We start from the raw sequence: 26,379 nt of genomic DNA, 5'->3' as shown, positions 1-26,379 counted from the left end.
ACAGGCGAGGCCTGCTGGTGACCCGCGGTCAGCCTCACACGGTGAGGCGGAACGCCTCCAGCTGGTGACCCTGTTCCATGGGACTGCCGGCGTACATCCACTTTCCGGGCTGGGTGCAGCCCAGGCCCATCCAGCCCCGGTCCGCCACATGGGTGTTCTGGCAGACGGAGCCGTCGACCACGCTGATGGTGAATCCCTGGAGCGGCGAGTCCGCCTCCTTGAGGCTGCCGAGGTACATGTCGATCCCGTCGGCCGCCGACGACCACTTCGTCTTCCAGCCGCCGACCGCGTAGGCACCGTTGCCCGTGGTGCCCCTGGTCCCGGCCACCGCGATGTTGAGCGCCTTGATCGGCAGGCTCTTGCCCACCGTGCCGGCCTCGGCGCCGTCGCACACCGGGTCCTGCCAGCCGTGGTCCGCCACATAGGCGCGGTAGCAGATGTGCCGTCCCGCGCTGCGGGCGGCGAGCTTCTGCACCGCCGTGGCCGCGGTCACCTCCGGCGGCTCGGTCGTCGCGGGGGCGCCGCCCCCGCCGCCCCCGCCGCCCGCGGCCTTGGTCTCGGCCGGCACCGGGGGCGCGCCCGTCGGCTCCTGGCCGAGCGTCGCGGGCGGGGTCGTGGCCACGGCCGTGGGGCTGGGCGGCGGGAGGGTGCTGACGGCCGCCTCCTGGAGTTTCTCCGTGGCCGCGGTGCGTACCTGCGGCTTGTAGGCGAGCCAGATCATCACGAACGCGATCGCCAGCGCCAGTGTCATGCCGAGGGCGGTGGCCAGCCAGCGCGGCAGGAACCCCCGCTGCACGAAGGTGCCTTCCACCTCCATGGGGTGGGCCCCGGACCGCCGCACCGCCACCGTGTACGGCTGCTCCTCCTTGGAACCGAACCAGATGATCCGCCGGGGGCGCAGTGTCGTGTTCACGAACGCGGCCCGGCCGGGCTCGATCTGGACGCTGCCGGGCTGGATCTCGTACGACAGCCGGTCGCCGGTGTCGCTGCCGCTCAGTGACGCGGTGACCTTGGTGTTGCCGAGGTTGTCCACGGCGAGCCTCGGCCGCCCGCGCAAGCGGCCCTTCACGGTCGGCGGGACGAGTTCGGCCCGCACCTCGGTGAACGGCGTGACCGTCAGGTTCCCCTCGGGGACCGTGACCGCCTCGGGATGTTCGGTCGGCGTGATCCGCACCGCGTACGGATTCGGCCCCGCCGTGGCGTCCGGCGTGCGCGGCGGCGCGAACGTCAGCTCCACCGTGCCCGTCGTACCGGGATACAGCCGCAGCGTCTGCGGCTCCACCCTCGTCCAGGGCGCGATCGCGCCCACCGGTTCGAAGCGGTACTCGTCGACGACGTCACCGGTGTTGCGCACCCGCAGCCGTACGCGCGTACTCGCGCCCGGATCGACGGTGGCGGAGGCGGGTTCGAGGGAGGTCCACAGGCTCACGGACCAGACGCTAGTCGCGGTGCGGGGGCCGGGTCAGGAGTCGCGAGGGTACGGTCGCTGCCTGAACGGGCACATGTGGTGCGCCGCCCCGGCCCTCGCGTCCCGCTCCCGGCTCCCGGCCGCCGCATTACGTGGTCATGAGCGGGCCTCCGCCGGAACCGGGCCGCCCTCCTCGTCGCTGCTGTTCGAGGCCGGCGAGTCGGAGTCGGTGTCGTAGGCCCAGGTCGCCGCGCAGACCTCGCCGCCGCAGTCCACCAGCGTGGCGTGGGTACCGCCCGCCGCGGTCGCGATCCGGTCGATCTCGGCGGCCAGGACGGCTACCTGGCCGTGCGCGTAGTCGTCGAGGTCGATGTTGGCGGCCTTGCTCGGCCAGTAGGGGCCGGGCTTCAGGGAGGTGCCCTGGTAGAGGGCCAGATAGCAGGCCATGCAGGGGCGCTTGACACCGGCGATCCGCTGGGGCGTGACGCTGCCCTCGGGGGCGCCCGCGTAGATGCGGCGCTCGGCGTGCAGACCGTCCTTGGCACCGTCCACCCGGTCCGGCACGGTCACCGGGCTGCTCAGCGCCTCGACGATCTCCCAGAACGCCTGCGGGATCGTCCCGATGTCGTCCTTGCGGAGAACGCGGCGGCTCAGCTTGCTCTTGTGCCGCCGCTCGCGGTCCGTGTTCGCGGTGATGTGCTGCACCATGGCCGCGACGAACTCCTTGCCGGAGTCCTTGCCCCCTTGCAGATCGCGCAGCACGTCGTTGGCGGCGTTCCGGTTGGAGGAGATGTACAGGCGGACCTGTTCCTGGATCTCCTCGGAGCCGTCCACCTGCATGGCGTCCGGGTCGGTCTCCGTCTGTCCCCTGGACACCGCCGCCTGCACCTCTTCGGGCTGCTTGTCGTGCAGGTAGTTCAGGGCGACGGTGGAGATCCAGCGCAGCGCCTGCCGGGTGCGCTGGTCCTCGTAGGTGCGGGACTTCCGCAGGTTGTCGGTGCCGGCGTACATCCGGTCCCGGGCCGTGTCCCCCAGCTTGTCCGGCTGTGCGTGGTCCGGCGCGCTCGCCGACGGGACCGGCCTGTGCAGGGTGAGGCTCTGTGACGCGCCGTGCCGCGACCAGCCCAGGGCGGTGAGCGCGTCGGCGAGCTCCGCGGCCACCGTCACCGCCCTCGGGGCCCGCTTGGCCCGGCCCTTCCCACTGGCGGAGGACTTGGACTTGGTGACCCGCCCGCTGCTCTGCGAGGCGCTCGACGGGGCCCGTTGCACGGCCGGGCCCGGGGACGGACCGGCCGACCGGCCGACGGACACCTCGTGGCCGCCCCGCTCACCGTGCTCGTGCCCGCCGTGCCGCTCCGGCCCCGTCGCCGTCCGCTGGACCGGTGCCGGTCCGCTCATCACCCTTCGGGCGTTGTCCACCGCGTGCCGTTCGCCGGAGTCCGCCGGGTCGGAGACGCTCAGGCCCGACCCGTTGTCCCGGCCGGGTACCGGACCGGCCTGCTGGTCCAGGTAGTGGGTCAGCTCGTGCGCCCAGTCCTCCTTGGTCATCCCGCCGCCGTCGACCACGTGCGTGCCGGAGGTGTAGGCCTTGGCCCGGATCTCCAGGGCGGAGCGCTGCGCGACCGTGTCCGAGTGGACGCGTACTCCGCTGAAGTCCGCGCCCTGGAAGCGGGCCTCCATCTCGTTCTGCAGTGACCCGTCCATGGGCTGCCCGGGGGAGCGCAGCACCTCGTGCACCAGGGAGCGGCGCTGCACCGCCGGCTGGTGACCGCACCCGGCGTCGTGCTGGTGGCGTTCCTCCTCCACGGCCCGCGACACCGCCGCGTTGCCCGCCGTGCGCTGAAGTGCCAGCAGTGCGGCGGCGGGCCCGGCGACCGGAGGGCGTCCGCCCGTACGGCCCGCACGGGCGGGCGCCGACCGGCCGGTGCCGCAGTCGTTCTCGTTGTCCTGCGCGCGCACGGGCGCTCCCCTCGGCGGGTGGATACACGTCGGCCGACCAGCGTGCCGGGACGTGCCGGAGCGGGGGAAGGGACTCGGGGGCAGTTCCGGGGGCAACGCGTCCGCCGTGCCCCTGAGGGCAACGGGAATGCCCCCGGTACGGCACCGCAGGACGTTTCTGCCGACGCCCCGCGCGCGCGACGGTGGGAGACGACCTGACTCGTACCCCGAGGAGAGCAGAGCATGCCGTCCTACCTGTCGCCCGGTGTATACGTCGAGGAGGTGGCCAGCGGCTCGCGTCCGATCGAAGGAGTGGGTACCTCGGTGGCGGCCTTCGTCGGGCTCGCGCCGACCGGCCCGCTGAACGAGCCGACCCTGGTGACCAACTGGACGCAGTACGTGGCGGCCTTCGGTGACTTCACCGACGGGTACTACCTGGCGCACTCCGTCTACGGCTTCTTCAACAACGGCGGCTCCGCGGCGTACGTCGTCCGCGTCGGCGGCGCCCCCGCCGGTGTCTCCGGCGAGGACTCCTCCCCCGGTGCGGTGACCGGCTCGGCGGCGCCGGCCGAACTGCCCGCCGGTGAGCCGAAGCAGCTCGGCACGTTCACCGTCACGGCCACCGCGGCCGGCCGGCCGGGCCCGCTGAGCGTGGAGGTCGCCGACGCGGAGGGCGAGGGCCCCGCGGAACGGTTCAGGCTGGTCGTCAAGGACGGCGACAAGGCCGTCGAGACGTTCGACGTGACCGCCAAGAAGGGCAGCCGCGGCTACGTCGTCACCCAGGTCAAGGAGCGTTCCCAGCTCATCGCCGTGACCGAGGCGGCGCCGTCGGCGCAGCTGGCCCGCCCGGACAACCAGACGGTGACCCTGACCGCGCCGGCCGCCGCGCCCGCCGTACCGGCCGGTGGGGTCTCGGTCGCGCAGCCCGGCCCGGCGCAGTACCTCGGTGACAGCGCCGACCGCACCGGGTTCGGCGGCCTGGAGGCCGTCGACGAGGTGTCCATGGTGGCCGTGCCCGACCTGATGGCCGCCTACCAGCGCGGCGCGATCGACCTGGAGGCCGTCAAGGCGGTCCAGCTCGGCCTGATCGCGCACTGCGAGCTGATGGGCGACCGGGTCGCGGTCATCGACCCGCCGCCCGGTCTGAACGCCCGCCAGATCCGCGTCTGGCGCCAGGAGACGGCGGGTTACGACTCCAAGTACGCGGCTCTCTACTACCCGTGGATCAAGGCCTTCGACCCGGCCACCGGCCAGTCCCGGCTGATCCCGCCGAGCGGCCACGTCGCCGGTGTCTGGGCGCGCAACGACTCCGAGCGCGGTGTGCACAAGGCGCCCGCCAACGAGGTCGTACGCGGCGCGGTCGACCTGGAGATCCAGATCACCCGCGGTGAGCAGGACCTGCTGAACCCCATCGGGGTCAACTGCATCCGCGCCTTCCCGGGCCGCGGCATCCGCGTCTGGGGCGCCCGCACCCTGGCCTCCGACCCGGCCTGGCGTTATCTGAACGTCCGCCGGTACTTCAACTACCTGGAGGAGTCGATCCTGATCGGCACCCAGTGGGTGGTGTTCGAGCCGAACGACCACGCGCTGTGGGCCCGTATCCGGCGCAACGTCTCGGCCTTCCTGGTCAACGAGTGGCGCAACGGCGCCCTCTTCGGCGCCCGGCCCGAGGAGGCGTTCTACGTCAAGTGCGACGAGGAGACCAACCCGCAGGAGTCGGTCGACGTCGGCCGGGTCGTGTGCGAGATCGGCATCGCGCCGGTCAAGCCGGCCGAGTTCGTGATCTTCCGGCTGGCCCAGTTCTCCAGCGGCAGCGGGGAGCTGGAGGAGTAGGCCGGGGCGCCGGCTTCAGCGTAGGCAGTCAAGAACCCTCAGAAGGACAGCGAACACATGAGTCTCCAGCCGGGTGACGCCCTCACCTCACATAATTTCGGCCTCCAGATCGACGGCGTGATGGTCGAGTACCTCGCCGAGGTCAGCGGCCTCAGCCTGGAACAGGACGTCATCGAGTACCAGCAGGTCTCCGCGCAGGGCAAGCCGGTCACCAAGAAGCTGCCGGGCGTGAAGAAGGCGGGCACCTGCACGGTCGTCCGCGGTATGACGCAGTCCGCGGCGTTCAACCAGTGGATCACCGAGTCGATCAACGGCGTGATGGGCACCGCCCGCAAGAACGCCACGATCATGGTGATGGACTACCAGAACAACCCGGTCAAGCGGTACAACATGCGCAACGCCTGGTGCAGCAAGATCGACACCAGCACGGTGAAGGCCGGCGAGGCCGCGGCGCTGACCGAGACCGTGACGATCACGTTCGAAGAACTGGTCATCGAGTAATGCGGCGTTCGGCTGTACGGGCGACGGCGCCGGCGGGCGAGGAGCGGGAGACCACTCAGGTCCCGGCCGCGGCGCCGACGCCCGCGCCCGAGCCCGCGCCGCTCGCGCAGCGTCTTCAGACGGAGTTCCCCTTCGAACTGCCGCGCGGCTACGTCGACGAGTCGGGCACGGTCCACCGCCACGGCGTGATGCGGTTGGCGACGGCCCGCGACGAACTGGTGCCGCTGCGGGACATCCGGGTCCAGGAGAACCCCGCCTACCTGTCGGTGGTGCTGCTGGGCCGGGTCATCACCCGGCTGGGCACGCTGGCGCTGGTGCACGACGGGATCGTGGAGAACATGTTCGCCTCCGACCTGGCGTTCCTCCAGGACTTCTACCGCCAGGTCAACGCCGAGGGCCACACCCGCGCCTCGGTGCAGTGCCCCCACTGCTCGGAGCCCTTCGAGGTGGAACTCGGCGGGAGCCGCCTGGGGGAATCGTGACGTACGCGACCGACCGGCTGCACGAGGAGATCGCGTACGTCGCCTTCCACTTCCACTGGAGCCTGGCGGAGATCCTGGACCTGGAACACCACGACCGGCGCCGTTTCGCGGACGGGATCGCGTCCCTGGTGACGCGGAGCGGGGCGGAGGGCTGAGACATGGGGTTCCTGGAACGACTGCGGGGCGCACGGCCGAGGACCACGCCGGGCGGGGCGGGGCGCGTCGACGAGGCGTCCGGTGCTGACGCGTCGACGGTCGGCGGGGCGTCCGGTGCCGGTCAGGCGTCCGTGGCCGGGGCGGTGCCGCGTGGAGTGGGCTGGCCCGGGTTGCCGCCCATCCAGCGGGCGTCCGCCTCCTCCTCGTCGGCGGGCGTCGCGGACCCGGGGTTCGGGGGCCGGCTGGCCACCTGGCAGAACCCCACCTTCACCGGCACCCTGTCGCACGCCGTGCTCAACGGCGCCCCGGGCGGACTGGTGGGTACCGTGCTGTCCTCTCCCGGGTCTGCGGCCTCCCCCCAACAGCCCTCCCGCACCCTGCCGTCGGCCACGCCGGAGCCCGCCCCGGCGATGCCGCCCACGGCCCCCGTCCCGGCCGCGCGAGGCATGCGCGTCTCCCCGGTCCAGCCCCGCCCGGCCGCTCCGGCCCCGCTGACGCGGTCGGCCGGGGCCCCCGTGCAGCGCCGTGTCCTGCCCGCGCGGGCTCCGAGCGCCCGGGTCGGCGGCGGTACGGCGGACCCGGCTCCCGGCGGGGGCCAGGACACCGACGGCGGCGCCTCCGGCACCGCGGAGCCTGCCGCGGCCCCCGACGTGCCGGAAGCGCCTGCCGTGCGGCGGACGGCGGCGGTGACCGGCCGGGAAAGCGCACCGGGCCGCTCCGGCGGGTCCGAACCACCTGCCGGTACCGCCGGGCCGGAGAGCGTACGGCGTACGGTCGTGCCCGGCCCGTCCGCTCCCCTGACACGGGTGTCGAACGCGCCGGCCGCACCCCAGGCGCCTCGGGCACCCCAGACACCCCAGGTCCAGCGGGTCGCCCCGCCCCGGCCGGGGCTCGGCGCACCCCTTGGTGCACCGCTCGGTTCTCCCGTCGGTGCTCCGCCCGGGCGCGCCTCCGTCGCGGGCCGGTCCGCGCCGGGCGGGACGGCCCGGACGCGTCCGGTCACCGTCCAGCGGGCCGGGTACTCCGCGGGGGAGACGGGCGGTGCGGCGCCGTCCGGCACGCCCGCGGCCGCCGACCACGTCTCCAACTCCGCTTCGCCTCAGCCGACTTACGAGCCGAGCACGAAGCGGCCCGCGCTCGGGGCACCGCTCGGACCCGGCTCCAGCGCGGACCGGCACACGACGGCCGGGACACCTCCGACCGGCGTCCAGCGCATTGCCGCCCACCCCGCCCGGGAGATGAGCGGTACGACGCCGTCCCACACGCCCGCACCCGCCAACTCCCCCTCACGCGGGTCGGGTTCCGAGCCGAGCGGGAAGCAGCCCACACTCGGCGCACCCCGCGGGCCCGCCTCCGACGCGGACCGGCACACGACCGTCGGGACACCTCCGACCGGCGTCCAGCGCATCGCCCACCCCGCCCGGGAAATGGGCGGTGCGACGCCGTCCCACACGCCCGCACCCGCCGACCGACCCGCCAACTCCCCCTCCTACCAGCCAACTTCCGAGCCCAGCGGGAAGCAGCCCGCACTCGGCGCACCCCGCGGGCCCGCCTCCGACGCGGACCGGCACACGACCGTCGGGACACCTCCGACCGGCGTCCAGCGCATCGCCGACTCCCCGGCACACCCGCCGACTTCCGGGCCGAGCCCGCAGCGCCCCACGCTCGGCGCACCTCGGCGACAGACGCCCGCGCCGGTACAGCGCGGCACCACCCCGGTCCCCGGCGCGCCCTCGCAGTCCCCGTCCCCGTCCGCCGAGCGGTCGTCGCGCCGCCCGCTGCTCGGAGCACCGCTCCCCGCGCGCCCCGTGGACGCGACTCCGCTGCTCGACCGGCCGAGCACGGCCCACCCGACGTCCCCCGCTTCCGGACCGGCCCCGGCATCCGGCCCCACCGGCCGGCACGCCACGGCCTCCGGCCCTGCGGGTCAAAGCCCCGCCGGTCAAAGCCCTGCCACCACCCGGCCGCCGACCACCACGCCTCGCGCGGCCGTCCCCACACCGGCCACCCCGCAGACGCCCCCCGTGCAACACGCGACACCCTCGGGCCCGACCACCACCACGCCCCGGGCCGCCCAGCCCTCCGTGCGACGCGCCATGCCCCTGGGCACCGGCACGCCCGCCACCGCGACACCTCCGAGCGCCGCTCAGCGCCCTGCAACTCCCGGCGCCGTCCTGCCCGGTCCCACCACCGGCGCCTCGACCACACCCCCGATCGGCCGGCCTCCCGTGCGACGCGCCACGCCCTCGGCCACCAGCGCCTCCACCGGCGCCACGTCCTCGCTCGCCCTACCCCTCGCGCGGCGCTCTGCGCCCCCCGGCGCCGTCCCGGCCGGCCCCACCACCGCCGTCCCGGCCGCGCTCCAGGTCGGCCGACCCCGCGCCGAGGGCGCCACCACCCCCGACGCCGCCCCGCCGCCCGTACCGCACACCGCGGCACCGCACACCACCCCGGCTCCGCTCCCGGCGCACCCGCTCCCCGAACGACGCGCCACGGTCCCCGGACCCACCACCCCCCGCCTCACTCGCCCCACCCCAGCCACGCCCTCGATCGCTCTGCCCCCCGTACAACGCGGCACTGTCTCCGGCCCGCCGCGGGTCACGCCGCCCGCGACCGACCCGGCCGCCCGGTCCGCGAATTCCGTCCTTCCCGGTCCAGGCAGGCCGTCCGGCACCCACCACCCCGTCACCGCCACGCCCGGCGCGACCTTCGTGCCCCCGGCGACCCCCACAGCCCCCTCACCCCCCTCTGTCCACCCGCGCCCGGCCGGTCCTCCCCTTGTCCAGCGCGTCACCGTGCCAGGTCCCCACCCCGGATCGCGCACCGGCGCCGGCACCGCACCCACCTCGCCCGTGCCGACCACCGCCCTCGCCCCGGCCACGCCCGGCCCGGAACGGCGACTCGTCGCGCCGCCGGCCGGGGAGACTTCTCATCGGACGCCCGCGCCCGGACTCCCGCTGACCCCCGCCAGGGCGCTGACCCCGCCCGTGCCACGGGCCGAACCGCGTGCCGTCCAGCGCCGCCGGAGCGCACCGGCAGCCGTACCACTGCGCCGCACCGAGCCCGCCGTCGACGCCGCCCCCACCGCGCAGCGGCACCCCCCACGCCACCCGGCCACACCCGCACAGGCACAGGCATCCACCAGCCGCCCCGCCCCCCTCACCCCCTTCGTCCAGCGCAGCCCCCTCCCCATCGCCCCATCCACCCCACTCGCCTCATCGGCCCCGAACACCCCGCCGGTCCAAGCCCCCGGCCCCCCGCTCACCCCCACGCCCCTCATCCAGCGCAGCCCCCTGCCGCCCATCCCCGCACCACCGCGCCCGCTCCCGACCTCGACCCCGGTCCCCGCGACACCCCCAGCCCTGCCCGCCCCCGTTCAGCGCACCCCGCCCACGCACCATGGCTCCGACAGCCGTACGCGGTCCGGTTCGGGCGACGCGCCCCCGCCGTACTCCGAGAGCGCTCCCCCGCCCGCCTACGAGGAAGTCCCCCGGGGCGGATTCGACCCCCGGGCGCTGACCGACTTCCAGCTCGACGAGCTGACGCACCGGCTGACCGGCCGGATCACCCGGCTGCTGCGCACCGAGCTACGCCTCGACCGGGAACGGGTCGGCAGACTCCGCGACCCCCGCCGCTGACCCCCGCGGACGCACCGCCCGGACCACACCGCACGAGACACACCCCGCCAGACGCACCGCCCCCGCCACCCCGCCTCCAGAAAGGCCAGGCCGACTCGATGTCCCGCGATCTCGACCCGGGCTCCACCATCTTCTTCACCCTGACCATCGACGGGGAGAGCCTCGGTTACTTCAACGGGTGCGAGGGGCTGTCGTCCACCGTGGAGATCGAGCGCCGTCAGGAGGGCGGGAACAACGGGTTCGTGTGGCAGCTGCCCTCCCGGGTGACGTTCTCCACGATCCGGCTGACCCGCCCACTCACCCCGGACACCACGAAGGTCGCCAAGTGGATCTCGTCCGTCACCACCGGCGTGACCCGGCCGACCGCGCAGATCGCGGCGCTGCGCGCGGACGGTTCGGAGGTCGCCCGGTGGGGGCTGATCGACGTACTGCCGGTCAGCTGGCAGGGGCCCTCCCTCGATCCGGCCAGTCCGGGCGTCGCCAACGAGGTCCTGGAGATCACCCACCACGGCTTCACGGACTGAGCGAGGCGAAAGGGCGGAGGGCAGGGAACATGGCCAAGGGCAGCAAGGGCGGGGCGGGCAAGAGCCTGGTCCGCGCCACGCTCGCGATCCACGAGCCGCCGGTCGGTTCGAGCACCACGCCGGGCGGCCTGATCAGGTCGTTCGGGTTCGACTTCAACCCGGCGCAGCTGTCGCTGGGACGTCGCGCCCAGTGGAAGGTGACACCGACGGCGGCCGTACGGGACGGCTCCGTACCGGAGTTCATGGGCCCCGAGCCGCGCGAGCTGACCGTGGAGATCTTCCTCGACTCCTCCGCCGCGCCGGGCAGCAACACCGTGTTGAAGAAGGTGGAGTCGCTGCTGGAGTGCTGCGAGGTCACCACGAAGAGCATCGCGGCGAAGCAGCCGTCGCCGCCCTGGGTGGTCTTCCAGTGGGGGTCGTTCTCCACGGCCCGCTTCACCTCCTACGTCAGCAGCGTCGAGGTGAACTACTCGCTGTTCGGCACGACCGGTGTCCCGATCCGCGCCACCTGCCAGGTCCGGCTGCACGAGATCCCCAGCCGGACCAAGGGACAGAACCCGACCTCGGGCGCGCTGACCGCGCAGCGCGTGCACCGGGTGGTGGCGGGCGACTCGCTCCAGTCGCTGGCCTGGCGGGAGTACGGCGAGGCGTCCGCGTGGCGGGCGATCGCCGAGGCCAACGGCATCGACGACCCCACCCGCCTGCCCACCGGTGTCGAACTGGTGCTGCCCGCCGCCGAGGAGGTGCGTTTCTGATGGTGCAGTCCGCCTACTCCAGCGTCATCCAGGTCACCCTGGGCGGCAGCCCGCTGCCGCCGGACTTCGCCCCGCTGCTGGTGGACGGCTGGGTCGACCAGGGCCTCGGGGTGCCGGCCGCGTTCCGGCTGACCTTCCGCGACCCCTACCGACAGCTCCTCGGCAAGCTCGGCGTGACGTTCGGGACCCCGGTGGTGCTCGCCCCGGTCGCCGACGGCAAGGGCGCCGCGGACCCGCTGCTGACCGGGGAGGTGTGCGGCCTGGAGGCCGACTACGACGGCACCGGCACGTTCACCGTCATCCGCGGCTACGACCACGGGCACCGCCTGATGCGGCGGCGCCGGGTGGCGGCGTACCGCAACCAGAGCGCCTCGGACATCGCCCGCAGGCTCGCCGCCCAGGACGGCGTCCCGGTCGGGCGGGTCCAGTCGACGAAGACGGTGTACGAGTTCATCAGCCAGGCCAACGTCACCGACTGGGACTTCCTCGCGCGGCTCGCCGACGAGAACGAGATGGTGATGTCCATCGACTCGAAGGGGAAGTTCCAGTTCGTCCGGCCGGACCCCGCGTCCGGCGCGCCGCCGGTCAGCACGCCCGGCGAGAAGAGCCCGTTCGTGCTGGAGGCCGGCACCGACATCCTGCGGCTGCGGGCCGCGGTCACCGCCGCCGAGCAGGTCGGCTCGGTCGAGGCACGCGGCTGGGACGTCACCACGAAGAAGCAGCTCACCGCGACCGCGCCCGCCCTCGACAACCCCGGCATCAGCATCGGGACCACGCCCGGCGCGGCGGCCCGCAAGTTCAAGCCCGCCAAACTGGTCGACGCGCAGACGCCGTACGACCGGCAGTCGGAGGTGAAGTTCGCCGCCGAGGCCCTCGCCGACGACGTCACCTCGTCGTTCGCCGAGCTGGAGGTCGTCGCGCGCGGCACGCCGAAACTGCGGCCGGGCCTGCCCGTCACCCTCGCCGACGTCGGCGCGCCCTTCGAGGGCAAGTACACCGCCACCTCCGTGCGGCACGTCTTCGGCGACGGCAAGCACTACGAGGCGTGGGTCACCGTCAGCGGACGGCAGTGGCGCTCGCTGTACGGGCTGGCCTCCGGCGGCGGCGCCGACGGCGGACTGCGGCTGCCCGGCACGGCCAACGCCCTGGTCACCGACATCCTGGACCCGCTCAGGCAGGGCCGGGTCAAGCTCCGGTTCCCGTGGCTGGACGACGCCTACGTCAGCGACTGGACGCGGGTGGTGCAGTGGGGCGGCAAGGGCGGCGGCTCGATCTTCCCGCTGGACGTCGGCGACGAGGTCCTCGTCGCCTTCGACCGGGGCGCCCTCGACCACCCGTACGTCATCGGCGGTCTCTACAACGGCAAGGACCGGCCGACGCCGGTGAAGGACGTGCCGCTGCACGACGGGGCCCGCCGCCGGGCGGTCCGGCACACGCTGTCCGACCGGGACGGCAACCGCGTGGACCTGCTCAGCCAGACGACCGGCGGCCGCAAGCAGGGCGTGCGGGTGGCCTCCGGCGACGACCGGCTCGTCATCAACCTCGACCGGACGAAGACCGAGATCACCGTCGACAGCAAGGGCGCGGTCAGCATCACGGGCACCAGGTCGGTGTCCGTGGAGGCGGGGACGGACCTCACGCTCAGCGCGGGCCGGCGGCTCACCATCAAGAGCGGCGGACCGCTCAGCATCGAGGGCCGCGGCGTCGTCAACGTCAAGTCGCTGGCCGGCGCGGTCAGCGTGGACGCGATGGGCGCGCTCAGCCTCAAGGCGGTCGGCGCCGCGAGCCTGAGCGCGGGCGGCAGCGTCCAGGTCAACTCCATCGCCGACGTGGGCATCCGCGCCGTCACCGTCCCGCTCATGGGCGTGGTCACCATCAACGGGAAGCCGGTGCCGATGTGACCGCCGCGCAGCGTACGGAAGGGCCGGTGGGCGTCTGATGGCCGAACAGTTCGTGGGGTCCGGGTGGGCGTTCCCGCTGCGCATCGGGCCCACCGGAGGCATCGCGCTGGTCAGCGGCGAACGCGAGGTCGAGGAGGCCGTCCGGCTGGTGCTGGCGACCGCGCCGGGCGAGCGGCCGATGCGCCCGGAGTTCGGGTGCGCCATCCACGACCTGGTGTTCGCCCCGGTCAACGAGGCCACCGCGGGCCGCATCCAGCACGAGGTGTACACCAGCCTCGACCGCTGGGAGCCCCGTATCGAGGTCGACGACGTGGAGGTCACCGCGGGCGCCGAGCAGGGCGTGCTGTACATCGACGTCCGCTACTCGATCCGCGGCACCAACAACCCGCGCAGCCTCGTCTTCCCGTTCTACGTCATCCCGTCCCACGAGGAGCCGGGCAGTTCCGCCTCCGACGGCGTCCCCGGCACCTCCCCCGAAAGCGACCGCTGATGGCCCTGCCCTCCCCCAACCTCGACGACCGCCGCTTCCAGCAGTTCGTCGACGACGCCAAGCGCTACATCCAGCAGCGCGCGCCCGAGTGGACCGACCACAACGTGTCCGACCCGGGCGTCACCCTCGTCGAGACGGTCGCGCACATGGCCGACCAGATCGTCTACCGGCTCAACCGGGTGCCGGACAAGAACCATCTGGCGTTCCTGGACCTGGTCGGCATCACGCTGTTCCCGCCCTCGGCGGCCCGTACGGACGTCACGTTCTGGCTGTCGGCGCCGCAGGAGGAGCCCGTGCTGCTGCCGGTGGGCACCGAGATCGCCACCGTGCGCACCGAGAGCGAGGAGGCGGTGGTCTTCGCCACCGAACGGCGGCTCTCCGTCGTGCCCTGCTCGTTGCGCCACCTGGTGGTGCAGCACGACGGTGAGGCGGTCACCGACCGGACCACCGACCTCGCCGAGGGCAAGGACCTGCTGTGCTTCGCGGAGGCACCGCGGCACGGTGACTGCGTGCTGTTCGGGCTGACCGCGGCCGTACCGCACTGCGCGGTGGCGCTGGAGCTGGACAGCCGGGTGGACGGTGTCGGCGTCGACCCGCGCCAGCCGCCGCTGGTGTGGGAGGCGTGGACGGAGGACGGCTGGCGCGGCTGCGAGGTCGACCGGGACGGCACGGGCGGCCTCAACCGGCCCGGCGAGGTCGTGCTGCACGTGCCCGGCGGTCACGTCCTGTCACGCTCCGGCGGCCAGGAGGCGGGCTGGCTGCGCTGCCGGGTCACCGAGCCGCTGCCCGGCCAGCCCTTCTACACCACCTCGCCGACCGTGCGCTCGGCCGAGGCGTTCACGGTGGGCGGCACCGCCCCGGCCCTGCACGCCGAGACGGTGTACGACGAGGCGCTCGGCGAGTCCACCGGCCTGCCCGGCCAGCGGCTGCGGCTCGCGCACGCGCCGGTCGTCGGCGACACCCCGCCGCTCCTGCTGCAGAGCGCGGAGCGCGAGGGCTGGGAGGACTGGCAGGTCGTCCCGCACTTCGCCGCCTCCGGCCCGGACGACCGGCACCTCACCCTCGACGCCACCACCGGCGAGATCGCCTTCGGCCCGTCCGTACGGGAACCCGACGGCACCCTGCGCCAGTACGGCGCAGTCGCCCCCAAGGGCGCCGTGCTGCGCGCCCGCCGCTACCGCACCGGCGGCGGCCGCGCGGGCAACGTGGCCCGCGGCGCCGTCCGGGTGCTGCGCACCTCCGTCCCGTACGTCTCCGAGGTCGTCAACCGCGAGGCCGCGCGCGGCGGGGTCGAGGGCGAGACGGTGGAGGAGGCGAAGGCCCGCGCGCCGATCACGCTGCGCGCCCAGGAGCGTGCGGTGACCCTGCGCGACTACGAGGAGCTGGCCCGCCGGGCCGCCCCGGAGACGGCGCGCATCACCTGCCTGGAGGGCGACGAGAGCGAGCACGGTGCCTACGCGGTCCGGGTCCTGGTCGTCCCGCAGGCGGTCCCCGACCCGGGCGGCCGCCTCCGCTTCGAGCAACTGGTGCCGGGTGACGCCCTGTTGGACCGCATCACCCGACACCTGGACGAACGCCGCCTGATCGGCACCCGGTTGGCGGTCGGACCGCCGTACTACCAGGGCGTCACCGTGGTGGCCACCGTGCACGCCTTCCGGGGCGTGGACGCCGACCGGGTGCGCCGGCAGGCCCATGACGCCCTCTACCGTCACCTCGACCCGCTGACCGGCGGCGCGGACGGGCGCGGCTGGCCGTTCGGCAGGCCCGTGCAGTCGGGCGAGGTCTTCGCGGTGCTGCAGCGGGTGCCCGGCGTGGAGCTGGTCGACCAGGTCACCCTGCATCCCGCCGACCCCCTGACGGGCAAGCGGGGCGACGCGACGGACCGCATCGACCTCGGCGCCCCGTCCCTCGTCTTCTCCTTCGACCACCGCGTCCGGGTGATCGGGGACGGCGCGTGAGGGGCTCCGTCGACGGGCTCGGCTCGTCCGCCCCGATCGGGATGATGCTGCCCGCGGTCTTCGCCGACGACGACCTCGCGCAGCGCTTCGTGGCCGGGCTCGACGAGGTGATCGCCCCCGTCCTCAACGTCCTCGACTGTCTGCCCGCGTACTTCGACCCGGCCCTGGCCCCGGTCGACTTCACCCGCTGGCTGGCCGGCTGGGTCGGCGCCGAGACCGACGGCACCGAACCGGAGGACCGGCTGCGGGCCGCCGTGGCCGCCGCCGCGTATCTGCACCGGGTGCGGGGCACCCGGCGCGGGCTGGCCGAGGCGGTGCGGCTGGCCTTCGGCGTCGAGCCGGAGATCTCCGAGAGCGGCGCGGCCGCCTGGAGCGCCGGTCCGCTCGGCCCGGTCCCCGGTGACCCCCGGCCCCGCCTGCACGTCACGGTCCGGCTGCCCGACCCGGGCCCCGCGGACGAACACCGTCTGGACGCCCTCGTGGCGGCCGCCCGCCCCGCCCACATGCCCTACACGGTCAAGGTGACCGTCGCCGAAAGGACCCCGGAGAGATGACCACCCAGAACTGCGCCGAGTGCGGCACCCGGGCGGAACCGGGCCAGTCGTTCTGCGACGCCTGCGGTGCCGTACTGAGCTGGACGGACCGGACACCGGCCCGCACCGCGGCGGGCTCCGGCACCACCGCGCCGAGCGGGTCGGCCCCGCACTCGGGGACGTCCGCCGCGACGGACGACGGCGGGGCGTCACCGACCGGCTTCGAGGGGGCGGCGGGACGCGTCGGAACCGCGGGCGGTCACGGCTCCGCCCTCCCGTCCGCCGAGGCACGGCCCCACGGCGTCCCGCGTCCGTACCCCACCGCCGGAACGGCGACGGCCCCGGCTTCGGCTCCGGCTCCGGCTCCGGCTCCGGCTCCGGCTCCGGCCCATGGGGACACTCCCGCAGCGTCGGGCGCGAGCACCACATCGGGCGCGGACGACGCAGCAGGCACCGGCGACGCATCGAGCCCGGGCGACACAGACGTACGGCCCACCCCTGCCGCCACCCCCGCACCCGCACCCGCACCCGCACCCGCACCCGACGAGACCGCACCCACCGAGCCCGTGCCCTCGGCCGCCGCCCTGGGGGACACGATGGCCGCCCGGGCCCGTTCCCTGCTGGTCCCCGTCGCCGACCCGGAGGACCGGCCCGCCGCCGGCCCGTCGGTCGCCCCGGTGCTGCCGGGCCGGCCGGACGCGGACCGGCCGCAGGTACGCGCCCCGGAGCCCCTTCGTGGCGACGAGAACGGCACGCCCTGCCCCTGGTGCGCCACCCCCAACCGGCCCGACCGGCACTTCTGCGCCCGCTGTGCGATGCCCATGGCCAGGGACGACCGGGCGCCGGCACTCCACCGCCCCTGGTGGCGCCGCCTGCTGAACCCCGGCAACCGGGACACCCCGTGGGCCGGCGACCGCCCACGGCTGCGCCGCACCTTCGACCGCGTCCTGACCTGGGTGGTGGCCGCGGTCGTCCTCACCCTGCTGGTTCTCGCCGGTGTCCACACCCCGGCCGCCGTGCAGACCACCCGCGACCACTTCGCCAAGCGCGCCCCCGTCGCCCCGGACCGGATCCAGGCCTCGCGCTCCTACCAGGGGCACCAGCCGCAGCTCGCCTTCGACAAGATCAACAACACCTGGTGGGGTCCGGGGGTCTCGCAGTCCGGCGAGGGCCAGTGGATCGAGGCCACCTTCGACGAGCCGACCCGGCTCCTCGACCTGATCATCACGCCGGGCGTCTCCATCCGCCCCGACCAGCTCACCCAGTCGGCGCTGCCGCACCGCCTCAAGGCGACGATCACCACGAAGGACGGGAGGACCACGACCCGGGAACTCACCCTGGACCAGGCCGCCGGCGGCCAGCGCCGCGCCTTCCGGGCCGGCGAGGTGACCAAGGTCCGCTTCACCGTCGAGTCGGCCTACGCGGTCTCCGCGAGCAAGCAGATCTCCATCGCCGAGATCGAGTTCTTCGGCCCGTCGAGCGCCAACTCCTCCTGAGGACGCCCGGGGCCCCTCACCGGGCCCATTCCTCCACGAGCAGACCGAGCACGACCACGTCGACGAAGGCGCCGTACACCCAGGCGGAGCGGCGCAGGGTGCCCTCGACGGTGAAACCGGCCCCGGTGGCGGCGGCGATCATCGGGGCGTTGTCGGCGAGGGTCTCGACCTGAAGCCGGTGCAGGCCCCGTACGGCGAACCCGTACTCGCACAGCACCCGCACCACATCAGCCGCCAGCCCGCGCCCCCGGAACCCGGGCAGCAGCGAGATGCCCAGATGGGCCGTCCTGTTGTGCGGGTCGACACCCCACAGCATCGCCTCGCCCGCCAGCTCCCGTGACGACAGCTCCACCACCGAGAAGTACGCCTTCGTGTCCGCCGGAGCGGCCGCCGCGGCGGGCGACTCCGCCGCCTCCGGCGGGAGGGGACGCCAGGGGCACGAGTCGACGCGGGACCGCGTCGCCACGTCCTGGTACAACTCCGCCTGGAACACCTGGACATCACTGTCCTGCCGGGTCCGCAACCCGACCTTCTCACCACGTATCACGGACCATTCGTATCCCACCCGCCACAGCCGATCAACGGAGAACGGGCCGCGGGGGCGGGTGGATACTCTGTTGTGGCGGCAGTAAGGTTTGAATTTCAGTGGCGGTAGGTTTCTAGCGACGAAGGTGCCATGCCCGCCGAGAACTCCCCCGGCATCGACAACCTCGACGACGACGGCTACCCCGCCTACACCATGGGGCGGGCCGCCGCGGCGCTCGGTACCACCCCGGCCTTCCTGCGGGCCCTCGGCGAGGCCAGGCTGATCACTCCGCTCCGTTCGGACGGGGGTCACCGCCGCTACTCCCGCTACCAGCTGCGCATCGCCGCCCGCGCCCGTGAGCTCGTCGACCAGGGCACCCCCATCGAGGCGGCCTGCCGGATCATCATCCTCGAGGACCAGCTCGACGAGGCCCTGCGCCTGAACGAGGCGATGCGCCGACGGGCCGGCGACACCGCAGCCGCCGAGGAAGCCCCCTGACGCGATCAGATATCTATCCCGGCGACTGCAGATATACCCTCGCGCGCTGCGCGGGAATGGCCATGGGCAGTGTGCCCCGACCTGTGCTAACGTGATAGCAGTTGCAGTTTTGGTTACCAGAGACTTCGAGTGCTCTCCCGACCTTTTGTCGACGAGCACTCTTTTTGTTTGCCATCGTTGCGACTCCGGATCTGCAAGGTGCGGATTCCGGGCACTGCCCCAAGGGAGATTCAATATGGCATCTGGCACCGTGAAGTGGTTCAACGCGGAAAAGGGTTTTGGCTTCATCGAGCAGGACGGTGGCGGCGCTGACGTGTTCGCCCACTACTCGAACATCGCCACCTCCGGCTTCCGTGAGCTTCAGGAGGGCCAGAAGGTGAACTTCGACGTCACGCAGGGCCAGAAGGGCCCGCAGGCCGAGAACATCACTCCCGCCTGACGCTGACGCGTACTACGTGGCTGGGGCCCGCACTTTTGGGTGCGGGCCCCAGCTCATTGCATTTTCTACGGCTCATTCTTGCGAATCCTCGTACGGCTCGACGCCGACGACTGGAATTCCTCGATACGTGCCGCATCGAGGAGGGTTCTGAATGGACCGCACAGCTCGCAAGAAATACAGCTCCACCCGCTCCCGCGGCGCTTCTTCCCGTTCGGCCGGCCCCGCCGCCCGAAATGGGCAGCGAAACGGCCACAAGGGCCGCGGCGCCGCTTCCCCCGCACGTCCCGCGGAGTTCGCGCTCCCGGTCACCCGCACCGAGGCACTGCCCGCGGTCGAGGCGTTCGCCGAGCTCGACATGCCCGAACGCCTGCTGAGCGCGCTCGGCGCCGAAGGCGTCACCGTGCCGTTCCCGATCCAGGCGGCGACGCTGCCGAACTCGCTGGCCGGCCGGGACGTCCTGGGACGCGGCCGCACCGGCTCGGGCAAGACGCTCGCCTTCGGTCTCGCCCTGCTGGCCCGCATCAACGGGCAGCGGGCCGAATCCCGGCAGCCGCTCGCCCTGATCCTGGTCCCCACGCGGGAACTGGCCCAGCAGGTCACCGACGCGCTCACCCCGTACGCCCGCGCGCTGCGGCTGCGGCTCGCCACGGTGGTCGGCGGCATGTCGATCGGCCGGCAGGCGAGCGCCCTGCGCGGCGGAGCCGAGGTCGTCGTCGCGACGCCGGGCCGTCTCAAGGACCTCATCGACCGGGGGGACTGCACCCTGGACCAGGTCGCCATCACGGTCCTCGACGAGGCCGACCAGATGGCCGACATGGGCTTCATGCCCCAGGTCACCGCCCTGCTCGACCAGGTTCGTCCCGGGGGCCAGCGGATGCTGTTCTCGGCCACCCTGGACCGTAACGTCGACCTTCTGGTGCGCCGCTACCTCGACGACCCGGTGGTCCACTCGGTCGACCCGTCCGCGGGCGCCGTCACCACGATGGAGCACCACGTGCTGCACGTGGACGAGGCCGACAAGCACGCCACGACCACGGAGATCGCCGCCCGCGACGGACGAGTGATCATGTTCCTGGACACCAAGCACGCGGCGGACCGGCTGGCCAAGAAGCTGCTGGCCGTCGGCGTCCGCGCGGCGGCCCTGCACGGCGGCAAGTCGCAGCCCCAGCGCACCCGCACCCTGGCCCAGTTCAAGGACGGCCATGTGACGGTGCTGGTGGCCACCAACGTCGCGGCCCGCGGCATCCACGTCGACAACCTCGACCTCGTCGTCAACGTCGACCCGCCCAGCGACCACAAGGACTACCTGCACCGCGGCGGCCGTACGGCCCGCGCGGGCGAGTCCGGCACCGTCGTCACGCTGGTCCTGCCCAGCCAGCGCCGCGCCATGACGCGCCTGATGGTGGACGCCGGGATCACCCCGCAGACCACCAAGGTCCGCTCGGGCGAGGCCGAACTGAGCCGCATCACCGGCGCGCAGGCCCCCTCGGGCGTGCCCGTCACGCTCGCGCCCCCGGTCGTCGAACGCCCCCAGGGCGGGGGATCCTCCGCGCGCCGGAACGGTTCCGGAGGCGGGAACGGCAACGGAAGCGGGAACGGCAGCCGGAGCAGCCGCGGACGCGGCCGGCCGGGCCAGGCCCGCCGCCGCTCCTCCTCCGCCGCCGCCCAGGGCAGCGGTCGCCCCTCGGCTCAGGGCGGCGGCCGCTCCTCCACCCAGGGCACCGGTCGCTGATCCGGCCGAACCGACCTGGGTACGACCTCGTAGATCAGTCCGTTTCGACGTTCCCCCTTCAATCCAGCGGAGGCATCATGCGCTGCGTCATCGCCCGATTCCCGTTCGACCTGGTCAAGAGCGAAGTGGAACAGTCGATGCAGGGCATCCAGCCCGAACCCGTCGCGGGGGTGGTGTCCGTGACCATCGGCGACCGCGTGTACCCCGTCAAGCAGGTCGGCGAAGTGATCACGAAGCAGGACCGCCGGGACTTCACCGCGGCCGAGGTGCAGCGGGCGCTGGTCCGGCTCGGCTTCACCTGCCACTCGGCGACCGTACAGCTGGGCTGAGCCACGCTCCGGCCGCCTCGGGCCGGCCGCTCCGGTACTCCCGGACGGCCGGCCCGTCGCTGCTTACGCATCGTTTTGTCCCTGTCGATCTCGGCGCGTTGGACTAGGCTCCTCACCCATGTCACACCCTGATGATCTGCTTGTCGGCATTGCCGCGATGGTGGAGTCGGAACACAACAGTCGTATGTCGCTCACGGTGGTGGTCCCGGGCGCCGTCATCACGGGCCGGCTGGCCCCGGAATCCCTGTGGAACGAGCGCGTCGCGGAGGTCCTGCGGGACTCCGAACACCTCGCGCACTTCTCTTCGGCCTTCACTCCGTCCGACGGCGAGAGCGGCGAGCGGCCGCCACGCACCGGACGGCCCACACACCTGCACTTCCATGTCGCGCGCATCCTCCAGGGCAGCTTCGGCATCCCCGACTCGGGCGGTATGTACCGCGTGGCGCTGGCCGACGTGAGCGCCTGGACCATCGGGGACATGGGCTACTCGGACCAGTAGCCGTTCCCCGCAGCCCTCACGCGGACGCGGTCTCCGCGCGGTCCCCCACGCAGACGCCGCTCCCCGCAGCCCCCGCAGGCCAGGTCGCCGGTGTCGGTCAGGGGCGCAGCAGCAGTACCCGGCACGGGGCGGCCGGGAGGATCCCGCGCCCGTCCGCCTCCAGGCAGCGCCAGCCCCAGGACCGCAGCGCGTCGAGGGTGACCGCGTCCGAGCGGCGGACCAGGGTGATGCCGAGCGTGGCGGCGTGGTCGGTGAGCAGCCGTCTCTGAAGCCGTCGGGCGAGGTTCCAGTCCCGGTTCTGGTACCGCGTGCGCACCCGGGGCGGGACGAGGATCTCGGAGACGGTGAACAGCCGACCGGCCGCGGCGAGCCGGAGAAGTCCCTCCGGGAGACCTCCGCCGAAGCTCTCCCGCCGGAGGCCGTCGCCGCACACGGAGAATCCGTAGGCGCAGGCCATGAGGGCGGGGTTCTCGGCGATCAGCAGGGCGAACCCCGGTCGTCGCAGGTCGGCCGCCAGCCGGCGCAGGAAGAGGGCGCGGGCCCGGTCCCACTCCCGGGGGTCACCGCCCGAGGTCCGCGCGTACAGGTCGCCCAGTTCCTCCAGTCGGTCCTCGACCTGGAGCCGGCTCAGTGGTCGGACGCGCTCCCCCTCCCGGGGCGACTCGCCCCGCTCCCGCCACGACGGATGGGCGCGGACCCGGGGTTCGGTCGGGTGGACGGTCATGGAGGCGATCCCTGCCCCGGGTGCGGACGTCCCGCCCCGGCATCGTCGATCGCCGAGAACGGCACCTGCTTCGTGGCCGGTGCTCGGGTAACCCTCGGTGTCTTCACGGTACTCCGGCGCCGTCGGCGCAGATCCACGCGGGACGGTGCGGGACCAGGCGGGACGGTGCGGGACCAGGCGGGACCGCGCCGGAACCACACAGGACCGTGCCGGACCGCGCCGGAGTACGGTGGAGGAGAGGTGAAGCCATGCGCTGGTGGCCGGTACGTATCCGTGGCGCCGACAGCGTCCCGGACGTACCCGAAGATCCGATGAGCGGACTCGCCGAGGTCCGGATCATCGCCGCGCATCCCGACGTCGCGCAGCGGGTCGCCTGGCTCCTGCGTCAGAACTTCCGCTGCGACGAGCCCCGCAGCTACCCCACGGGGGTGGACGGGCGAGGCACCCTGCTCCATCTGACGGTGGACACCGGGCACGTCCCCGGGGAACCGCCCGTCGAGTCGCCCTGGCTGGTCACCAGCCGTTCCCAGGCCCGGCGCGCGCACACCGACGAGCCGCCCCGAGGTTCGCGGAACTGACCCCCTTCGCCGTCGTCGCGGCGGTGTGTCGCGGGAGGCAGATGCGGCCGTCGGGACGAAAGGGACGATACATCTGCAAGCGTGACATTCGACATCACGCGAAAACATCTCTTCCCACGTCTTCGCACGGCGCTCTCGCGCACCGTGCCCGCCGCGCTGCTGATCGTCGGCGCCTCGGGGTGCGGCGGGGTCGGCGTGTGGGGCTCCGGCGGACCGCAGGGCAGCTCCGCCGTCGTGCGGGTACCGCAGGACGCCCCCACCCTCCAGAGCGCCGTCGACCAGGTCCGGGCGGGCGGCCTGGTGCTGGTCTCCCCCGGCGTCTACCAGGAGAGCGTCACCGTGGCCAAGCCGCGCGTGGTGCTGCGCGGAACCCGGCGCTCGACGGTGGTCGTGGACGGGGAGTTCCGGCGCTCCAACGGCATCACCGTCACCGGTGCCGGCTCGGTCGTCGAGAACCTCACCGTGCGCAACCACCTCGCCAGCGGTGTGCTGTTCACCGGGGTCACCGACGAAGAGCTCCGGACCGGCCGCGAGGGCGCCGCCGCCTACGAACCGCTCGACACCGTCAAGTTCCCCCCGCTGGACGGCTTCCGGGCCTCGTACGTCACCGCGTACAACAACGCCCTGTACGGCATCCACGCCTTCGACGCCCGCGCCGGGGTCATCGAGCACTCCTACGCCTCCGGGCAGACCGCCGCCGGCATCCACGTCGGCCGGTGCCGCCCCTGCGACACGGTGGTACGGCACAACAACGTCGAGCACAACGCGGTCGGCATGGCGGTCACCAACGCCTCCGAGCGGCTGTACCTGCTGGGCAACCGCGCCTCCCGCAACCGCGTCGGGCTCACCCTCGACTCCGACGACACCGAGGCGCTCGGCCCGCAGCACGGGGCGGTCGTCGCGGGCAACGCCCTGACCGACAACAACGACGCCGCGAGTCCCGAACAGGCCGACGGCGGCTTCGGCATCGGCGTCGGCGCGGGCGGCGGGCGCGGTGACGTCCTCGAGCGCAACCTCGTCACCGGCAACCTGGCGGCCGGGGTGCTGCTGAGCGACGTCCAGGGCTACCCGGCCCGCGACAACACCGTGCGCGACAACCGCGTCGCCGGCAACGGGACCGATCTGGTGCTCGGCACCGGCGCCCCGGCGGGAAACTGCTTCAGCGGCAACGGGGAGTCCACGACCAGCCCGGAGCAGCTGCCCCGCGGGACCCGCTGCGGTGAACCCCCGCAGGAGCAGGCCGACACCGGGCTCCTGCGCGAACCGCTCGGGCGCGTACGGGCCGTGCAGGCGCCGCCGGGCGTCTCCTTCCAGGACGTCCCGTACCCGCCGCCCCAGCCCGACCTGCCCCGTGCCCCCACGGCCCGGCCCGCCCCGGCGGTCGGCCTGCCGGGCCGGATCACCCCGGAGAGCTTCGCCCTGCCGGTCTCGGCCCAGGCCGTACCGAGCCACTGACCACGTCCGGACCACGGCGGCCGGGCCCGTTCTTCACCGTTTCGGGTGTCGGTGGCCCGGAGCGGCCCGACGACGCGCGGGCATGGGCCATCATGACCCCGTTCATCGTGACCCCGTTCCTCAGGAATCCGTCGGCAGGAAGGCGCCCTCGTGGCCTTGGGCGGCATGTACCGCAGGCCGCTGCTCGGTCTGGTCGTCGTCGCGGTCCTGGCCACGCTGAGCGTGCTGGCCCGGACCGCCGGCGTCCCCGGCCGGGCACCGTCCTCCGCCCCGGCCACGGCGGCCCCGGCCGGACCGCCGCCCGCCTTCGGCGCGTACGTCGGCTACGGCTCCGACGGCGTGCGCCGGGTCGCGCAGCTCGGAACCTGGCTCGGGCGGACGTCGGCGCCGCGGGTCGGGCACGTGTACCTGCCGGGGGACCGCTGGAGCAACATCGAGGGCGCCCCCGGCTACCTGGAGCTGTGGGCGGACTGGCGCAGGGCCCGCCCGGACCGCCTGTTCGTGCTCAACGTGCCGATGCTGGAGCGGACCGAGGCGCACCTGCCCGACGCCACGGTCCGTGCCGAGCTGCGGCGCGGCGCGGCGGGCCGCTACGACGGACACTTCCGCGCCCTGGCCGAGCGGCTGGTCCGGCTCGGCGTGCCGGACACGGTCGTCGTGCTCGGCTGGGAGATGAACGGCGTCACCTACACCCACCGCTGCGGGCCCGACCCGGGCGCGTGGCGGCGGTACTGGAGGAGCGTCGTCACCGCGATGCGGTCCGTGCCCGGAGGGCGCTTCCGTTTCGACTTCACGCCCAGCCGGGGCCGCGACGCCGTCCCCTGGACCCGCTGCTACCCGGGTGACGACGTCGTCGACATCATCGGCATGGACGCCTACGACCAGCCTCGCGGAATGTCCTTCTCGGAGCAGGTGACGGAGCCGTACGGCCTGCGCGAGCAGGTGCGGTTCGCGCGGGCGCACGGCAAGCCCGTCTCGTATCCCGAGTGGGGGCTGTACCGCAACGGCGACAACCCCGCGTACATGCGCGGCATGCTCGACTGGTTCGCCCGGCAGCGGCCGCTCTACCAGACCATCAGCGACTACTGCCCGCACGGGGTGTGGCGGTGCCCCGGCAATCCCGGGGCGACCGCCGTCTACCGCGCGCGGCTGGGGGCGCCGGACGGCCCGCGCTGACGCGACGTGGCGTCACATCCGCACGCCGTGCCGTCGCAGCCAGGCCAGCGGGGGCACCGCGGAGCCCAGGTACGGGGTGACCCGCACCTCGAAGTGCAGATGCGGGCCGGTGACGTTGCCGGTGGCGCCGGAGGCGCCGATGCGCTGGCCCGCGACGACCTTCTGACCGGGCCGTACGTTGATGCGGGACAGGTGCGCGTACTGGCTGAAGTAGCCGTCGCGGTGCCGGATCACGACCTGGTTGCCGAACCCGTCCCCGCAGGTGGCGAAAGCGACCGTGCCGGGACCGACGGCGTCCACCTCGGTGCCGGTGGGGACGGCGAAGTCCTGGCCGGTGTGGCGGTGCCGCCAGTGCCCGCCCTCGGCGGCGTACCCGGCGGACAGCCAGTAGCCGCTGGTCGGTGTCCGCCAGCCGGACGGCGTGGAGCGCGGCTTCTTGCTGCGCCGGCCCAGCGCGCAGTCGGCCGTGGGCCCGGCCATACCGGGCTGGGCCGCCTCCAGCGCCCGCCACAGCTTCCTGCGGATGTCGGCGCGGCGGCGCTCGGCCGCGCGCAGCTCGGTGACCGCATGGTCGAGGGCGGCGCGCGCGGCCCGGGGATCGGCACCGGCGGCCGGGGCGGCGGCCGACAGGCCGCTCGCGGAGGGCACGGCGGAGGACGTGCCCGTGGACGACGACGGGTTCGCGGCCGACAGACCGCTCACGGAAGGCACGGCGGAGGACGTGCCCGTGGACGACGACGGGTTCGCGGCCGACAGACCGCTCACGGAAGGCACGGCAGAGGACGTGCCCGTGGACGACGACGGGTTCGC

General features: G+C 73.7%; 25 protein-coding genes. 20 read left to right on the top strand and 5 right to left on the bottom strand.

Annotation, left to right across the window (positions count from 1 at the left end; genetic code table 11):
* Positions 1-34: 34 nt before the first annotated feature.
* Positions 35-1,429 (bottom strand): hydrolase, encoded by a 1,395-nt coding sequence (locus ACFV0T_RS30970; protein WP_385786250.1) that lies wholly within the window; start codon positions 1,427-1,429, stop codon positions 35-37.
* A gap of 135 nt (positions 1,430-1,564) precedes the next feature.
* Positions 1,565-3,367, bottom strand: coding sequence for a DUF4157 domain-containing protein (locus ACFV0T_RS30965; protein ID WP_385786248.1), 1,803 nt, complete (start codon positions 3,365-3,367; stop codon positions 1,565-1,567).
* A 222-nt stretch (positions 3,368-3,589) separates the two neighbouring features.
* Between ACFV0T_RS30965 and ACFV0T_RS30960 the strand changes: the two genes are divergently transcribed.
* From ACFV0T_RS30960 to ACFV0T_RS30905, 12 genes are all read left to right on the top strand, one after another.
* Positions 3,590-5,179, top strand: coding sequence for a phage tail sheath subtilisin-like domain-containing protein (locus ACFV0T_RS30960; RefSeq protein ID WP_385786245.1), 1,590 nt, complete (start codon positions 3,590-3,592; stop codon positions 5,177-5,179).
* 57 nt (positions 5,180-5,236) lie between these two features.
* The gene (locus tag ACFV0T_RS30955) at positions 5,237-5,680 is read left to right on the top strand and encodes a phage tail protein (RefSeq protein ID WP_189715094.1); all 444 of its coding nucleotides are present in this window, start codon (positions 5,237-5,239) and stop codon (positions 5,678-5,680) included.
* A complete protein-coding gene (locus ACFV0T_RS30950; RefSeq protein WP_385786242.1) occupies positions 5,680-6,162 on the top strand; it encodes a hypothetical protein in 483 nt (160 codons plus the stop codon). Before ACFV0T_RS30955 ends, ACFV0T_RS30950 begins: the two co-directional genes overlap by 1 nt.
* A complete protein-coding gene (locus ACFV0T_RS30945; protein WP_385786239.1) occupies positions 6,159-6,317 on the top strand; it encodes a DUF6760 family protein in 159 nt (52 codons plus the stop codon). The genes ACFV0T_RS30950 and ACFV0T_RS30945 overlap by 4 nt, the downstream gene beginning before the upstream one ends.
* A gap of 3 nt (positions 6,318-6,320) precedes the next feature.
* Positions 6,321-9,956 carry a hypothetical protein gene (locus ACFV0T_RS30940; RefSeq protein WP_385786236.1) on the top strand — a complete coding sequence of 1,212 codons (3,636 nt, stop codon included), beginning with the start codon at positions 6,321-6,323 and terminating at the stop codon, positions 9,954-9,956.
* A gap of 98 nt (positions 9,957-10,054) precedes the next feature.
* On the top strand, positions 10,055-10,480 hold the full coding sequence (locus ACFV0T_RS30935; protein ID WP_385786234.1) for a phage tail protein: 426 nt from the start codon (positions 10,055-10,057) through the stop codon (positions 10,478-10,480).
* 29 nt (positions 10,481-10,509) lie between these two features.
* Positions 10,510-11,235, top strand: a complete 726-nt coding sequence (locus ACFV0T_RS30930) for a LysM peptidoglycan-binding domain-containing protein (RefSeq protein ID WP_385786231.1) — start codon at positions 10,510-10,512, stop codon at positions 11,233-11,235.
* Positions 11,235-13,136, top strand: a complete 1,902-nt coding sequence (locus tag ACFV0T_RS30925) for a VgrG-related protein (protein ID WP_385786228.1) — start codon at positions 11,235-11,237, stop codon at positions 13,134-13,136. Before ACFV0T_RS30930 ends, ACFV0T_RS30925 begins: the two co-directional genes overlap by 1 nt.
* A gap of 37 nt (positions 13,137-13,173) precedes the next feature.
* Positions 13,174-13,626 (top strand): GPW/gp25 family protein, encoded by a 453-nt coding sequence (locus tag ACFV0T_RS30920; RefSeq protein WP_385786225.1) that lies wholly within the window; start codon positions 13,174-13,176, stop codon positions 13,624-13,626.
* Entirely contained in the window at positions 13,626-15,584 is a 1,959-nt protein-coding gene (locus ACFV0T_RS30915) for a putative baseplate assembly protein (RefSeq protein WP_385786223.1), read from the top strand. The genes ACFV0T_RS30920 and ACFV0T_RS30915 overlap by 1 nt, the downstream gene beginning before the upstream one ends.
* The gene (locus ACFV0T_RS30910; protein ID WP_385786220.1) at positions 15,581-16,138 is read left to right on the top strand and encodes a phage tail protein; all 558 of its coding nucleotides are present in this window, start codon (positions 15,581-15,583) and stop codon (positions 16,136-16,138) included. The genes ACFV0T_RS30915 and ACFV0T_RS30910 overlap by 4 nt, the downstream gene beginning before the upstream one ends.
* Positions 16,135-17,613, top strand: a complete 1,479-nt coding sequence (locus ACFV0T_RS30905) for an NADase-type glycan-binding domain-containing protein (protein WP_385786217.1) — start codon at positions 16,135-16,137, stop codon at positions 17,611-17,613. The genes ACFV0T_RS30910 and ACFV0T_RS30905 overlap by 4 nt, the downstream gene beginning before the upstream one ends.
* Before the next feature lie 16 nt (positions 17,614-17,629).
* Here ACFV0T_RS30905 and ACFV0T_RS30900 read toward each other — a convergent pair whose 3' ends face one another.
* Positions 17,630-18,160, bottom strand: a complete 531-nt coding sequence (locus ACFV0T_RS30900; protein WP_385786214.1) for a GNAT family N-acetyltransferase — start codon at positions 18,158-18,160, stop codon at positions 17,630-17,632.
* 129 nt (positions 18,161-18,289) lie between these two features.
* Here ACFV0T_RS30900 and ACFV0T_RS30895 point away from each other — a divergent pair, with 129 nt between their 5' ends.
* The 5 genes from ACFV0T_RS30895 (at position 18,290) to ACFV0T_RS30875 (ending at position 21,636) form a co-directional block, all read left to right on the top strand.
* On the top strand, positions 18,290-18,637 hold the full coding sequence (locus ACFV0T_RS30895) for a MerR family transcriptional regulator (protein ID WP_385786212.1): 348 nt from the start codon (positions 18,290-18,292) through the stop codon (positions 18,635-18,637).
* 235 nt (positions 18,638-18,872) lie between these two features.
* Complete coding sequence (locus ACFV0T_RS30890) at positions 18,873-19,076, top strand: cold-shock protein (RefSeq protein WP_385786210.1); 204 nt, start codon at positions 18,873-18,875, stop codon at positions 19,074-19,076.
* 151 nt (positions 19,077-19,227) lie between these two features.
* Entirely contained in the window at positions 19,228-20,808 is a 1,581-nt protein-coding gene (locus tag ACFV0T_RS30885) for a DEAD/DEAH box helicase (protein ID WP_385786207.1), read from the top strand.
* Positions 20,809-20,885: 77 nt separating this feature from the next.
* Complete coding sequence (locus ACFV0T_RS30880; protein WP_385786204.1) at positions 20,886-21,137, top strand: SCO5918 family protein; 252 nt, start codon at positions 20,886-20,888, stop codon at positions 21,135-21,137.
* 118 nt (positions 21,138-21,255) lie between these two features.
* Positions 21,256-21,636 (top strand): hypothetical protein, encoded by a 381-nt coding sequence (locus ACFV0T_RS30875; RefSeq protein WP_385786201.1) that lies wholly within the window; start codon positions 21,256-21,258, stop codon positions 21,634-21,636.
* Between the two features lie 97 nt (positions 21,637-21,733).
* Here ACFV0T_RS30875 and ACFV0T_RS30870 read toward each other — a convergent pair whose 3' ends face one another.
* Complete coding sequence (locus tag ACFV0T_RS30870) at positions 21,734-22,360, bottom strand: hypothetical protein (protein ID WP_385786199.1); 627 nt, start codon at positions 22,358-22,360, stop codon at positions 21,734-21,736.
* A 248-nt stretch (positions 22,361-22,608) separates the two neighbouring features.
* Here ACFV0T_RS30870 and ACFV0T_RS30865 point away from each other — a divergent pair, with 248 nt between their 5' ends.
* The 3 genes from ACFV0T_RS30865 (at position 22,609) to ACFV0T_RS30855 (ending at position 25,569) form a co-directional block, all read left to right on the top strand.
* Positions 22,609-22,938, top strand: coding sequence for a hypothetical protein (locus ACFV0T_RS30865; protein WP_385786196.1), 330 nt, complete (start codon positions 22,609-22,611; stop codon positions 22,936-22,938).
* 81 nt (positions 22,939-23,019) lie between these two features.
* Positions 23,020-24,393 (top strand): nitrous oxide reductase family maturation protein NosD, encoded by a 1,374-nt coding sequence (locus ACFV0T_RS30860; RefSeq protein WP_385786193.1) that lies wholly within the window; start codon positions 23,020-23,022, stop codon positions 24,391-24,393.
* A gap of 150 nt (positions 24,394-24,543) precedes the next feature.
* Positions 24,544-25,569 (top strand): glycoside hydrolase family 26 protein, encoded by a 1,026-nt coding sequence (locus tag ACFV0T_RS30855; protein ID WP_385786190.1) that lies wholly within the window; start codon positions 24,544-24,546, stop codon positions 25,567-25,569.
* 12 nt (positions 25,570-25,581) lie between these two features.
* On the opposite strand, the gene ACFV0T_RS30850 is transcribed toward ACFV0T_RS30855, so the two are convergent.
* On the bottom strand, positions 25,582-26,217 hold the full coding sequence (locus ACFV0T_RS30850; protein WP_385786187.1) for a M23 family metallopeptidase: 636 nt from the start codon (positions 26,215-26,217) through the stop codon (positions 25,582-25,584).
* Positions 26,218-26,379: the final 162 nt, after the last annotated feature.

It is taken from the genome of Streptomyces sp. NPDC059582, from assembly GCF_042735715.1.
Lineage (GTDB): Bacteria > Actinomycetota > Actinomycetes > Streptomycetales > Streptomycetaceae > Streptomyces.
Note: the sequence above shows the minus strand (reverse complement) of the source record. Positions and strands in the feature narration are given on the sequence as shown.

Coding starts and splice junctions, on each gene's coding strand:
- ACFV0T_RS30865 (WP_385786196.1), top strand. CDS start 22,609: ATGCGCTGGTGGCCGGTACGTATCCGTGGCGCCGACAGCGTCCCGGAC.
- ACFV0T_RS30875 (WP_385786201.1), top strand. CDS start 21,256: ATGTCACACCCTGATGATCTGCTTGTCGGCATTGCCGCGATGGTGGAG.
- ACFV0T_RS30955 (WP_189715094.1), top strand. CDS start 5,237: ATGAGTCTCCAGCCGGGTGACGCCCTCACCTCACATAATTTCGGCCTC.
- ACFV0T_RS30920 (WP_385786225.1), top strand. CDS start 13,174: ATGGCCGAACAGTTCGTGGGGTCCGGGTGGGCGTTCCCGCTGCGCATC.
- ACFV0T_RS30905 (WP_385786217.1), top strand. CDS start 16,135: ATGACCACCCAGAACTGCGCCGAGTGCGGCACCCGGGCGGAACCGGGC.
- ACFV0T_RS30895 (WP_385786212.1), top strand. CDS start 18,290: ATGCCCGCCGAGAACTCCCCCGGCATCGACAACCTCGACGACGACGGC.
- ACFV0T_RS30885 (WP_385786207.1), top strand. CDS start 19,228: ATGGACCGCACAGCTCGCAAGAAATACAGCTCCACCCGCTCCCGCGGC.
- ACFV0T_RS30870 (WP_385786199.1), bottom strand. CDS start 22,360: ATGACCGTCCACCCGACCGAACCCCGGGTCCGCGCCCATCCGTCGTGG.
- ACFV0T_RS30935 (WP_385786234.1), top strand. CDS start 10,055: ATGTCCCGCGATCTCGACCCGGGCTCCACCATCTTCTTCACCCTGACC.
- ACFV0T_RS30940 (WP_385786236.1), top strand. CDS start 6,321: ATGGGGTTCCTGGAACGACTGCGGGGCGCACGGCCGAGGACCACGCCG.
- ACFV0T_RS30950 (WP_385786242.1), top strand. CDS start 5,680: ATGCGGCGTTCGGCTGTACGGGCGACGGCGCCGGCGGGCGAGGAGCGG.
- ACFV0T_RS30925 (WP_385786228.1), top strand. CDS start 11,235: ATGGTGCAGTCCGCCTACTCCAGCGTCATCCAGGTCACCCTGGGCGGC.
- ACFV0T_RS30880 (WP_385786204.1), top strand. CDS start 20,886: ATGCGCTGCGTCATCGCCCGATTCCCGTTCGACCTGGTCAAGAGCGAA.
- ACFV0T_RS30930 (WP_385786231.1), top strand. CDS start 10,510: ATGGCCAAGGGCAGCAAGGGCGGGGCGGGCAAGAGCCTGGTCCGCGCC.
- ACFV0T_RS30915 (WP_385786223.1), top strand. CDS start 13,626: ATGGCCCTGCCCTCCCCCAACCTCGACGACCGCCGCTTCCAGCAGTTC.
- ACFV0T_RS30890 (WP_385786210.1), top strand. CDS start 18,873: ATGGCATCTGGCACCGTGAAGTGGTTCAACGCGGAAAAGGGTTTTGGC.
- ACFV0T_RS30960 (WP_385786245.1), top strand. CDS start 3,590: ATGCCGTCCTACCTGTCGCCCGGTGTATACGTCGAGGAGGTGGCCAGC.